11 protein-coding genes and 2 tRNA genes are annotated in these 11,423 nt (G+C 51.8%); 6 read left to right on the top strand and 7 right to left on the bottom strand.

Annotated features, from left to right (window positions below; translation table 11 throughout):
- The first annotated feature begins 69 nt into the window (after positions 1-69).
- Both metZ and HMPREF2907_RS06290 read left to right on the top strand, forming a co-directional pair.
- A complete protein-coding gene (gene metZ, locus HMPREF2907_RS06295; protein WP_070681290.1) occupies positions 70-1,239 on the top strand; it encodes an O-succinylhomoserine sulfhydrylase in 1,170 nt (389 codons plus the stop codon).
- Between the two features lie 117 nt (positions 1,240-1,356).
- On the top strand, positions 1,357-1,560 hold the full coding sequence (locus HMPREF2907_RS06290) for a DUF2788 domain-containing protein (protein ID WP_003768561.1): 204 nt from the start codon (positions 1,357-1,359) through the stop codon (positions 1,558-1,560).
- A 377-nt stretch (positions 1,561-1,937) separates the two neighbouring features.
- On the opposite strand, the gene HMPREF2907_RS06285 is transcribed toward HMPREF2907_RS06290, so the two are convergent.
- The 4 genes from HMPREF2907_RS06285 to rnhA all read right to left on the bottom strand — a co-directional run bounded on the left by HMPREF2907_RS06285 (position 1,938) and on the right by rnhA (position 4,097).
- A tRNA-Glu gene (locus tag HMPREF2907_RS06285) sits at positions 1,938-2,012 on the bottom strand.
- 16 nt (positions 2,013-2,028) lie between these two features.
- Positions 2,029-2,105: transfer RNA gene (locus HMPREF2907_RS06280), tRNA-Arg, on the bottom strand.
- Between the two features lie 132 nt (positions 2,106-2,237).
- Positions 2,238-3,590 carry a deoxyguanosinetriphosphate triphosphohydrolase gene (locus HMPREF2907_RS06275; protein ID WP_070681287.1) on the bottom strand — a complete coding sequence of 451 codons (1,353 nt, stop codon included), beginning with the start codon at positions 3,588-3,590 and terminating at the stop codon, positions 2,238-2,240.
- A 57-nt stretch (positions 3,591-3,647) separates the two neighbouring features.
- Positions 3,648-4,097 (bottom strand): ribonuclease HI, encoded by a 450-nt coding sequence (gene rnhA, locus HMPREF2907_RS06270; protein WP_019269872.1) that lies wholly within the window; start codon positions 4,095-4,097, stop codon positions 3,648-3,650.
- 132 nt (positions 4,098-4,229) lie between these two features.
- On the opposite strand from rnhA, the gene tehB reads away from it, so the two are divergent.
- Positions 4,230-5,087 carry an SAM-dependent methyltransferase TehB gene (tehB, locus tag HMPREF2907_RS06265; RefSeq protein WP_070681284.1) on the top strand — a complete coding sequence of 286 codons (858 nt, stop codon included), beginning with the start codon at positions 4,230-4,232 and terminating at the stop codon, positions 5,085-5,087.
- A gap of 222 nt (positions 5,088-5,309) precedes the next feature.
- Here tehB and lolA read toward each other — a convergent pair whose 3' ends face one another.
- Positions 5,310-5,933 (bottom strand): outer membrane lipoprotein periplasmic chaperone LolA, encoded by a 624-nt coding sequence (gene lolA / locus HMPREF2907_RS06260; protein WP_070681282.1) that lies wholly within the window; start codon positions 5,931-5,933, stop codon positions 5,310-5,312.
- A 304-nt stretch (positions 5,934-6,237) separates the two neighbouring features.
- On the opposite strand from lolA, the gene HMPREF2907_RS06255 reads away from it, so the two are divergent.
- The 3 genes from HMPREF2907_RS06255 to HMPREF2907_RS06245 are packed head-to-tail and all read left to right on the top strand — an operon-like array spanning position 6,238 to position 8,778.
- The gene (locus HMPREF2907_RS06255; RefSeq protein ID WP_070681279.1) at positions 6,238-7,065 is read left to right on the top strand and encodes a ferritin-like domain-containing protein; all 828 of its coding nucleotides are present in this window, start codon (positions 6,238-6,240) and stop codon (positions 7,063-7,065) included.
- A 45-nt stretch (positions 7,066-7,110) separates the two neighbouring features.
- Positions 7,111-8,070, top strand: coding sequence for a cation diffusion facilitator family transporter (locus HMPREF2907_RS06250; RefSeq protein WP_070681277.1), 960 nt, complete (start codon positions 7,111-7,113; stop codon positions 8,068-8,070).
- Positions 8,071-8,130: 60 nt separating this feature from the next.
- Entirely contained in the window at positions 8,131-8,778 is a 648-nt protein-coding gene (locus HMPREF2907_RS06245; RefSeq protein WP_070681274.1) for an HAD family hydrolase, read from the top strand.
- Positions 8,779-8,845: 67 nt separating this feature from the next.
- Here the strand turns inward: HMPREF2907_RS06245 and HMPREF2907_RS06240 are convergent, their stop codons facing one another.
- Both HMPREF2907_RS06240 and tmk read right to left on the bottom strand, forming a co-directional pair.
- The gene (locus HMPREF2907_RS06240; protein ID WP_083310690.1) at positions 8,846-10,126 is read right to left on the bottom strand and encodes a malic enzyme-like NAD(P)-binding protein; all 1,281 of its coding nucleotides are present in this window, start codon (positions 10,124-10,126) and stop codon (positions 8,846-8,848) included.
- Positions 10,127-10,347: 221 nt separating this feature from the next.
- A complete protein-coding gene (gene tmk / locus HMPREF2907_RS06235) occupies positions 10,348-10,974 on the bottom strand; it encodes a dTMP kinase (protein WP_009311821.1) in 627 nt (208 codons plus the stop codon).
- Between the last annotated feature and the right edge of the window lie 449 nt (positions 10,975-11,423).

Raw genomic sequence — 11,423 nt, 5'->3', positions numbered from 1 at the left:
CCGTACCGGTTTAAAGTTAATCCACTATTAAGACATCAAACAAACCTGCTGAACAAGATTGGAAAACAAATGAGTAAAAAACTCCACCCGCAGACGCTCGCCATACGCGGCGGCAAAGAGCAAACCGAATACCGCGAACACAATCAGGCATTGTTCCTCACCAGCAGCTTCATGTGGGACAGCGCCCAACATGCCGCCGATTTGTTTTCCAAAAAAGTCAAAGGGTTCACTTATACCCGTACCGCCAACCCGACCATCGCCGCTTTTGAAAAACGCATCGCCGCTTTGGAAGGCGCAGAACGCGCAGTCGCCACTTCGACCGGTATGTCCGCGATTCAGGCGGCGTTTTTCACCTTCCTGCAGGCGGGCGACCATGTGGTTTCCAGCCGCAGCCTGTTCGGCACAACCGTCGGCTTTATCAATAACATCGTCACCAAATTCGGCATCGAAGTGAGCCATGTGTCGCCGACCGATTTGGACGAATGGAAAGCCGCCGTCAAAGCCAATACCAAACTGCTGTTTTTGGAAACGCCTTCCAACCCTTTGGGCGAAGTTGCCGACTTGGAAGCCTTGGCAGAATTGGCGCACAGCATCGGCGCGCTTTTGGTGGTGGACAACAGCCTGCTGTCGCCCGCCGGCTCGCAGCCTTTGAAACACGGCGCGGATATTTCCGTTTCCTCCGCAACCAAAGCCATCGACGGACACGGACGCGTGATGGGCGGCGTGTTGGCGGGTTCGGAAGAACTGATGACGCAGGTCGCCGTTTACTGCAACTCTTGCGGGCTGGCGATGTCGCCGTTTAACGCATGGCAGTTGTTGAGCGGCGTAGAAACCCTGTCGCTGCGTTTGGAGAAACAGTTCGACAACGCCCTGAAAATCGCCCAATGGCTGCAAGCGCAGCCGCAGGTTCAAGCCGTTTACTACACCGGATTGCCCGATCATCCTCAGGCGGAGCTTATCCGCAAACAGCAAAACGGCGGCGGCATCGTGGTCGGCTTTGAAGTTGCCGACACTGACGCCGCGTGGAAAGTCGTCGACAGCGTCGAGCTTTTCTCCCGTACCGCCAACCTCGGCGACGTGCGCTCGACCATTACCCACCCGTGGACAACCACGCACGGCAGAATGCAGCCCGAAGAAAAACTCGCCGCCAACATCCGCCCCGGACTGGTGCGCCTGTCCGTCGGTTTGGAATACGTCGATGATTTGATTGACGATTTGAAACAGGCATTGGCACGTTAAGGCAAACGCCTGACGGACGGCATTTGCTGAACCATTACATTTCAGACGACCTTTTGGCGTTTCAAAGGTCGTCTGAAAACATTAAAATACACACAACATCAAATAAGGAAATCGATTATGAGTGAAGCAGAATTTTCCGATTGGGCGATGAAAATCTGCCTGACCGGACTGGTTATTTTCTTGGGTTTTATCGTCTGGAACTTGGGCAAAGAATCCAAGGCGGGCAAATTCGGCATCGCGATTTTGTTCTTAGTCTTGGGCTTGGGCGTGTTCGGCTTTATTTTTAAAGAGGTGCTGATTAAATTCATTGCCCTGCCTTGAGACAGTAAACAAAGAAGAATAAGGGAAAGGCCGTATGAAAAGCCCGTATCCGGAGTTTTCAGACGACCTTTGCATTTTGACAGCAAAGTTTAAGATAGGAGCTTGATACATGATTGAGTATTAATGCCCCGAATTTGGCATGGCAAAGTCAATCATATGGGTGAAGAAATGTTGATACCAAAAAATACATGGCAACTTCAATAGAAAACCTCCCTTACCATTATATTTCAATTCACGTCATATTTAGCAACGATGCCCGACAAAGCGGACAGATAAAACTTTGGTAAAAAGCACATCAATAAAGCTGAAATCGCGGGCAAAGCATTAAAAGATAAAAAAATAAACCCTTACTTTTTAGTAAGGGTTTATTAAGAATTTGGCACGCCCACGGGGAATCGAACCCCGGTTACCGCCGTGAAAGGGCGATGTCCTAACCGCTAGACGATGGGCGCGGATAAATAAATTTTTTGGCGCACCCGGAGCGATTCGAACGCCCGACCCTCTGGTTCGTAGCCAGATACTCTATCCAACTGAGCTACGGGTGCATTTTCATCACTTCGCTTCTGCGCTGTGAATCAAGAAGACCGAATATTATAGAAACCCTTCCCTATTGTCCAGCCTTTAAATTCAATTTTTCCAGATAAAATATTAACATTTTGAAAATTAAAGAAATTAAATCACCTTAAAATCCCGGTTCCAGACAAGTCCTGAGCCATTTTGGCGGCGGCATTGTCTGTCATACCGCCGACGAAATCTAAAATTTTCATATATGCCTGATAAAGGCTGTCCGTTTCAAGTATGGGATTATGGTTTTTCAGAAGATCCAAGATTAAAGATTGGCGGACATCTAATTTCTGCTCAACCAGCAAGGCATGGGCAGCAGGGACAAACAAATCGAGTATCGACCCTAAGCACGGGAAAGTGGCAATTTCGGTCATCAGCTTGGTACGGTGGCGAAAGATGCGCGTGCGTGCGAGTTCTTTGGCTTTTTCCAAAGTGTTTTGGACTTCCGGGCTGCACAAGGAAATCAAGTCTTTTCCTTTAAATCCGCCGCTTAATAAATCGGATTGGTGTTTCATGAAGGTTTGCGCGGCATCTTCGATGGCTTTGCCTATGGCAATGCCGCGCAGCATGGCGCAACGTTGGCGGCTGGATTGGGCATGCCATGTGCTTTCTTCGAAGGTCAGCTCAGACAAGACGCTTTCGACTTCGGTATCGGTCAGCAACTCAAGCTCCACCGCATCTTCCAAATCCAGCAATGCGTAACAGATGTCATCTGAAGCCTCCATCAGGTACGACAGCGGATGGCGCACCCATTGGTCGCAGCCTGCTTCGAGCAATCCCAACTCTGCTGCAACTCGGCGGATAAACGGCAGCTCGGTTTGATAAATATTGAATTTGGAACGCCCGCGCGGACCTTGGCTTGTCCACGGATATTTTATCAATGCGCCGATTGATGCCGCACTCAAACGCATTCCGCCCGCATCGGGATACATTTCCAAATTGGCGACAATGCGCAGGCTGTGGGCATTGCCTTCGTAAGTTTGCACGTCGCTCAATTCGGCTTCGCTCAGCGATGTCAGAAAGCGGAGATTTTTTTCCTTTCTAAACCAATGGCGCAATGCGTCCTCACCCGTATGCCCGAACGGAGGGTTACCCAAATCATGCGCCAAACAAGCGACTTGGACGACAGCGCCAATATCGCCCGGAGTATTGTTTTCGGGCAGGAATCCGCCGGTTTGCAACATGACGCCGACACGGTTACCCAAACTGCGTCCGACGCTGGCGACTTCGACACTGTGTGTCAGCCGGTTGTGCGTCAGGTCATGTTCGGCAAGCGGGTGGACTTGGGTTTTCCTGCCCAACCGCCTGAATGCGCCGGAAAACACGACTCTATCGTAATCAATGTGGAAATCGGTACGCAGGGCATCGATACCCTCTTGTGTGGACGGCGTAACCGTAGGGATAATTTCGCCGTTTTTTGCGCGGAAGCGTTGCGGGGAAAGCAGTTGGGACCAAGTCATTGCCATTGGGGTAATCCTGTTTGCGGTTGATTGAACATTTTTCAGGCGTTTTCAGACGACCTTTCAGGACGAGGGTTGAAGGAACCGTGCCGCTCCCTGGTTCGCCAATGCGTCCGCCTTTTCGTTTTCGGAATGCCCCGCGTGGCCTTTCACCCACGTCCACTGTAATTTGTGTTTATGCGACAAGGCATCGAGTTCTTTCCACAAATCGTCGTTTTTCACCGGTTTTTTGGCGGCGGTTTTCCAGCCGTTTTTCTTCCAGCCGTGTATCCAACCTTCCATACCGTTTTTGACGTATTGCGAGTCGGTACAAATCACGACGCGGCACGGGCGTTTGAGCGCCTTCAACCCTTCTATGACAGCAGTCAGCTCCATTCGGTTATTAGTGGTTTCGGCCTCGCCGCCGCACAATTCTTTTTCATGATTTCGGTAGCGCATCAATACGCCCCAGCCCCCTGCACCCGGATTGCCTTTGCAGGCTCCGTCTGTATAAAGGTAAACGGTATCGTCCATATATCGGTTTGTTTTGCAATTTGCACAATAAAGGCATTCATCTTATCACAAGGTTTGAATCCGCCAAGCGGCTTTACCCCAAACAGGCATATAATATGCACCTTATCGCAAACAGATTGGAAGGAACCGACGATGGATGGACAAATGGCGCTTTTTTGCTATCAAGAAATGCCGGCTTGGCAGGCAGACGGGATTCCCGACGCGCTGCGGGCGGGTCATGCGTTTGACGAAGGGGAATGGGTTTGCCTGAACGTATTGCAAGGTCGTCTGAAATTGACGGAAGCTGATAATGCTTCTGTCGAGCTGACTGCCGAAGACGGCGATCACATGATCGCGCCGCAGCAGCAGTTTACGGTCGAGCCTTTGACGGACGACACGGAAATCAAGCTCTCGCTTTATTGCGCGGCAAAGGATTATTTCAATAAGAAATACGGCATGAGCGCGACCCATTCGGCGGTAGTGGCGGCTGAAAACATCGTTCCTGCGGGCAAGGCTTTGGATATGGGCTGCGGTCAGGGGCGTAATGCGCTGTTTTTAGGTTTGAAAGGATTTGACGTAACCGCCGTGGACAACAATCCGCAGGCGGTGCAAAACGTCAACGAGTTGGCGCGCATCGAAGACCTGGACGTGCGGGCGGTGGAATATGATTTGAATGCCGCCAACCTTCAAGATCATTTCGACTATATCGTGGCGACGGTTGTGTTTATGTTCCTGCATCCGCGCTTTGTGCCGCAAGTGATTGCCGATATGCAGGCGCACACCAACCCCGGCGGCTACAACCTGATTGTTTCGGCGATGGACACTGAAGACTTCCCCTGCCCTATGCCTTTCCCGTTTAAATTTAAAGAAGGCGAGTTGCGCGAATACTACCGCGACTGGGAAATTGCCGAATACAAAGAAGAACTCGGCGCCATGCACGCGAAAGACGCGGCGGGCAATCCGATACAGTTTAAGTTTGTTACCATGTTGGCGAAAAAGCCTGAAGTATAAACGAACGGGGTCGTCTGAAAGGTTTTCAGATGACCTTTTGGTATCCGCTTTCTTATAGAGTCTCCAATATTGCCCACCAGTCATCCGAGTTACACTTCAAAAGCTGAATCGTGTTGACTGCGGGCAACTGACACCCAACGCACCATCACTAACAGCCCAAAAACAAAAAGGTCGTCTGAAACCGAAAATTGGGTTTCAGACGACCTTTTTATGATCAAACCATCAGTTGCTCAACACATCCACGCCTTTGGGCGGGGTGAACTTGAATGCGCCGCGCGAGAGGTTGGGCTTGGTGTTCAAGCCGCCGAAGCTGATGGAGGTTTGGTTGCCGAAGCTGTCTTTCAACTGCATGGCGGCGAGGTTGTCGCCTTTGAAGCCGATGCGGATGTATTGGTAGCCGGCGTTGTTTTTCTTGGGCGTTGCCAAGACGTAGTCGATGCCGTTGGACGAGCCGTCTTCTTTGAGGGAGTAGCTGCTGTCAAGGGCGTTTTTGTTGGAAAGGATGGCGGCAGGGCTGTCGCCGATGGTTTGGTCTTGGGCGGACTTGGTCACTTGCGCCAAATCAACGTCGTAGAGCCAAATGGTTTGACCGTCGCCTACGATGGTTTGTTTGTAGGGTTTGGTGTATTCCCATTTGAAGAGGCCCGGACGCAGGATTTTGAAAGTGCCGTGTGCGGTTTGGGTTTTCTTTTTGCCTTGGACGGTTTGGGTGAAGCTGCCGCTGATACCGTCGGCGTCGTTGTTGAATTTCTTGAGTGCATCCACTGCGCCTGCCTGTGCGAAACCGATGGTTGCGGTCAGGGAGCAAGCGGCGAGGAATTTGAACAGGTTGTGTTGTTTCATCATTATTTTTCCTTGTTGGAAGGGGTGTGGCGCCCAGTATCGATGTTACAAAATAACAATGCAAGCCGCTTATGGGCGGTTTACATTTTGCAAACAGTGTTTCCCGAGGGCTAATTTTTTGAAGCTGCGGGATTTTTTCCTGCGGAAAAGACAATCGGGTTTCACAATTCTTTAATATATGCCGACTGCGCAAACTGTGGTATTTAATGGTTTTTGACGCACAACGCCAAATTGTAAAGATTATATTCCTTATATTGTTTTTTTTAAACGCTATAATATTTGTTTTCCGAAAAACGGCGGACTTGGAATGAAACCTGATATCTATGCTTTGCTGGAACTTACCCTGCTTTCAGACGACCCCGATGAAAAAGGACGGCTGACGGACGAAGCGTTTGCCGCCGTTCAGAACATGGACGGGGCTGAAGCAAACGCTGCGCCGCTGGACTTCCGCCACGCGGGACGGCCGCCGAAGCCTGTTTTGGTCGCACCGTCGCAACTGACGCCGCGCAAGATGAACACGACCGAAGGCTATGCGGCGATGCTGCACGCGATTGCGCATATCGAGTTCAACGCTATCAATCTGGCTTTGGACGCGGCATACCGTTTCCGCACGCTGCCGTTTCAGTTTGTGCGCGACTGGGTGCGGGTGGCGAAGGAAGAGGTGTACCACTTCCGCCTGATGCGCGAAAGGCTGCGCACTTTCGGCTTCGATTACGGCGATTTCGAGGCGCACAACCATTTGTGGGACATGGCGTATAAAACCGCCTACGACCCGCTGTTGCGCATGGCGTTGGTGCCGCGCGTATTGGAAGCGCGCGGGCTGGACGTTACGCCTGGGATACGCGCGAAGGTGGAACAGCGTGGCGATTCGGAAACCTGCGGCGTGTTGGACATCATTTACCGCGACGAAGTGGGCCATGTCGCCATCGGCAACCATTGGTATCAACACCTCTGCCGCGAACGCGGTTTGGAACCTGTCGCCCTGTTCCGCAGTCTGATTGCCCGTTACGATATGTTTATCTTCCGCGGCTATGTGAACATCGAAGCGCGGGAAAAAGCGGGCTTCAGCCGCTTCGAATTGGATATGCTGGAAGATTTCGAGCAGGGTTTGAAACAAGGCAAAAAGGTCGTCTGAAAACCCTGAATCCGGATTTTCAGACGACCTCTGTTGAGGAACGTTATGTCTCACCATCACGAACACCATCATCACGCACACGCCCACACGCATACCGCCAACAAAAAAGTATTGCGCGTGTCATTCATCATCATCGCCGCCTTTATGCTGCTGGAGGCGTTCGGCGGCTGGCTGACCCACTCGCTCGCGCTGCTTTCCGACGCGGGGCATATGTTCAGCGACGCATTTTCCTTGGGCGTGGCATTGTGGGCGTTCAAACTCGGCGAAAAAGAAACCACGCTGCAAAAGACCTTCGGCTACAAACGTTTCGAAATCCTCACCGCCATGTTCAACGGCTTGTCGCTGGTGGTCATCGCCGTGCTGATTTTCTACGAAGCCGTCAAACGCCTGCTTTATCCGCCCGAAATCGCCACATTGGGAATGCTCGTTATCAGCGTCGTCGGACTGCTGGTCAACATCGGCGTAGCGGTTTACATGCTGAAAAATAGCGACACCGAAGCCAACGTCAACATGCGCGGCGCGTATCTGCACGTTTTAAGCGACCTTCTCGGCTCGGTCGGCGCGATTGCCGCCGCCGTACTCATGATGGCGTTCGGCTGGCAATGGGCGGATCCACTCGCCAGCGTGTTCGTTGCCGCGCTGGTCGGACGCAGCGGCTGGAGCCTGCTCAAACAAACGCTGCACATCCTCATGGAAGGCGCGCCCGAAAACATCCACACCGACGACCTGCTCGCCGTCATCCGCAACACCGAAGGCGTCAAATCCGTCCACGACTTACACGTCTGGACAATTACCAGCAATATCAACGTTTTATCCTGTCACATCGTCGTGGACGGCAGCATGACCGTTGCCGAATCCGAACAAATCGCCTACCGCATCGAACACGAGCTGTCCCACAAAAACATCGGACACTGCACCATCCAAATCGAAAGCGAACGCCACCCGCATCCCGACAGCGTCTTGTGTTCAAACGAGACCGACGGCGCACACCATCACCACCACTAAACCCAAAGGTCGTCTGAAACCCTTTTCAGACGACCCCATCAAAAAACCAAAGGAAAACACATGATACAAGCCGTATTGTTCGACCTCGACGGCACGCTCGCCGACACCGCCCTAGACCTCGGCGGCGCGCTCAACACCGTATTGCGCCGCCACAACCTGCCCGAAAAAAGCATCGCGGAAATCCGCCCATATGCCAGCCACGGCGTAGCCGGCCTGTTGAAAATCGGCGTCGGCATGAATGCCGAACATCCTGATTTCGCAGCATGGCGGCAAGAATGCCTTGAAGCATACAGCCTTTGCTATGCCGACAAAACCACGCTGTTCGACGGCGTGAACGAAATGATTGCCGAACTCGACAGACGCGGCATCAAATGGGGCATCATCACCAACAAACCCATGCGCTTCACCGACAAACTCGTCCCCAAACTCGGCTTCGTCATCCCGCCCGCCGTCGTCGTCAGCGGCGACACCTGCGGCGAATCCAAACCCAGCGTCAAACCCATGCTGTATGCGTGCGAACAAATCCATGCCGACCCGCAACACACGGTTTACGTCGGCGACGCCGAACGCGACATGCAGGCCGGACGCAACGCGGGCATGAAAACCGTACTTGCCGACTGGGGCTATATCGCCGCCGAAGACCAAACCGAAACTTGGCCGTTTGACCACCGCATCGCAGCGCCTTCGGCATTGCTAAAGATTCTGTAAAACGAAAAAAGGTCGTCTGAAAGTTTTCAGACGACCTTTTCTACATCACATTCAAATTAAAACCGGATTACAGTTTCCATTCGCTCAGTTTGGCAGCATAGGCTTCCAAGTCTGCAATCGGACGGGTTGCCACGCCGCTTTCCATTGCAGCTTTGGCGGCAGCCGAAGCAACGCGCGGCAGCAGGCGGGAGTCGAACGGGGTCGGAATCAGGTATTCCGCGCCGAATTCGAATTTTTTACCGTAAGCGGCAACCACTTCTTCAGTTACTTCTTCCTTCGCCAAATCCGCCAAAGCATAGACGCAGGCGCGTTTCATTTCTTCATTGATGGTCGTCGCGCCGACGTCCAACGCGCCGCGGAAGATGAACGGGAAGCACAATACGTTGTTCACTTGATTCGGGAAGTCGGAACGGCCGGTACCGATGACCACGTCAGGACGGGTTTCTTTTGCCAGCGGCGGCAGGATTTCCGGGTTCGGGTTTGCCATGGCGAACACGATAGGCTTGGCGTTCATGGTGTTCAGCATTTCAGGCGTCAGCAGGTTCGCGCCGGAGAGGCCCAAGAAGATGTCTTTGCCTTTGACGGCATCGGCAAGCACGCATTGACTGTTGTCATCTATCGCGTAGAACTTTTTGGACTCGTCCATGCGGTCTTTGTCTTCGCGGGATTTATGAACCACGCCTTTGGAATCGCAAACGGTTACGTTTTCGCGTTTCAGCCCCAAATCAAGCAGTTGGTTCAAGCAGGCAATTGCTGCTGCACCCGCGCCGGAGCAAACCAAGGTCGCTTCTTCGATTTTACGGCCGGTATAGCGCAGGGCATTCAATACGGCAGCAGCGGTGATGATGGCGGTACCGTGTTGGTCATCGTGGAATACGGGGATTTTGCAGCGTTTGCGCAATTCGCGTTCGATGTAGAAGCATTCCGGCGCTTTAATGTCTTCGAGGTTGATGCCGCCGAAAGTCGGTTCCAACGCGGCGATGATGTCCACCAGTTTTTGCGGGTCTTTTTCATCGATTTCGATGTCGAATACGTCCACGCCGGCGAATTTTTTAAACAATACGCCTTTGCCTTCCATCACAGGTTTGCCCGCCAACGCGCCGATGTTTCCCAAGCCCAAAACGGCGGTACCGTTGGAAATCACGGCGACCAAGTTGCCTTTGGCGGTATATTTGTACGCATTTTGCGGATCGGCATGGATTTCCATACAAGGAGCCGCAACGCCCGGCGAGTACGCCAAAGCCAAGTCTTTGGACGTGGCCAGCGATTTGGTGGGGGTAACGGAGACTTTACCCGGCACGGGGAATTCGTGAAATTTCAGTGCGGCTTCTTTTAATGAGTTTTCCATTTTTCGATCCTGTTGCGAGAGAGATGTTGAGACGAGGTCGTCTGAAACGTTGGTTTCGGGACGTTTGGCATTACAAAGCGGCTTATTTATTAACAAATAAACCTATTTTGTAATAGCGTGTAATTTTACCATGTTCCCAATGCGGCGCATACCGCTATTTTCATCTGAAACAAACAACCTCAAAGCAAAAACGTATGCTTTCAGACGACCTTCATTCGGTTTTAAACATCCATACCGAAACTGCGCGCCAGCGCATGTTCGATATCCGCCCTCACCTCCTCCAAACTCCGGTTGCCGTCGATAAGCGCGTAGCGTTCGGGATGCGCGGCGGCGCGTTCGAGATAAACAGCACGCACGCGGGTGAAAAAATCCGCCTGCTCCTGCTCGAAACGGTCCTTCTCGCGCGTCTGTCCGATACGCGCCATCGACACTTCCAGCGGCACGTCCAGCAGCAAAGTCAAATCAGGACCAAACCCGCCCTGCACCCAATTCTCCAGCATTTCAATATCTTGAAGAGGCACGCCGCGCCCGCCGCCCTGATACGCAAAAGTCGCATCGGTAAAACGGTCGGAAACGACATGAATGCCGTCTGCCAGCGCAGGCAGGATAACGTCTTCAAGATGCTGCTGCCGCGCCGCAAACATCATCAACGTCTCCGCGCGCAATCCCGCCTTGGTTTCAGGGTTCAACAAAATTTCGCGCAAAGCCTCGCCGACAGGCGTACCGCCCGGCTCGCGGGTAAACAATACAGGAAGATTATGGGATTCGAACCATTGGCGGATAACGGCAAGATTGGTAGATTTACCCGCGCCGTCTATGCCGTCCAGAGTGATGAATTTGGGTTTCATAAGGTCAATTTGATTGAGAGAACGGATGTTCAAAAGGTCGTCTGAAAGCGGGATTATAAATGCTTTCAGACGACCTTGCCTTTCGATGCGGCGTTTCCCGCATACAATTCTGACATTTCCAGGTTTTCAAATCAATGTGATTTGAAAACCCCGCAAACCTTGAATACCGCCTTCAGACGACCTTTTATCCTTTTAATCAACCGATTAAGCCTTTCACTTTGCAAAAAAAACAACAAAAATAATACAAAAATTTACAAAAAACACAGGAACTTATAAATAAAAAACAATAACGATTGCAACAATAAATGCAAATCATAATAATGTCATATATACCGTTCAAGCACAAAAGCCTGACGTATAAGCGTTACACAGAAAATATTACGGAGACTGTGTCAATACACATCTAAACTCACATACTAAGAACGTGTTCATTGTCTCAGCCTCTGCTG

Origin of the sequence: Neisseria sp. HMSC055H02, from assembly GCF_001813335.1 — a bacterium.
GTDB lineage: Bacteria > Pseudomonadota > Gammaproteobacteria > Burkholderiales > Neisseriaceae > Neisseria > Neisseria sicca_C.
The sequence above is the reverse complement of the archived record's forward strand: the minus strand, read 5'-3'. Positions and strand labels throughout refer to the sequence as shown.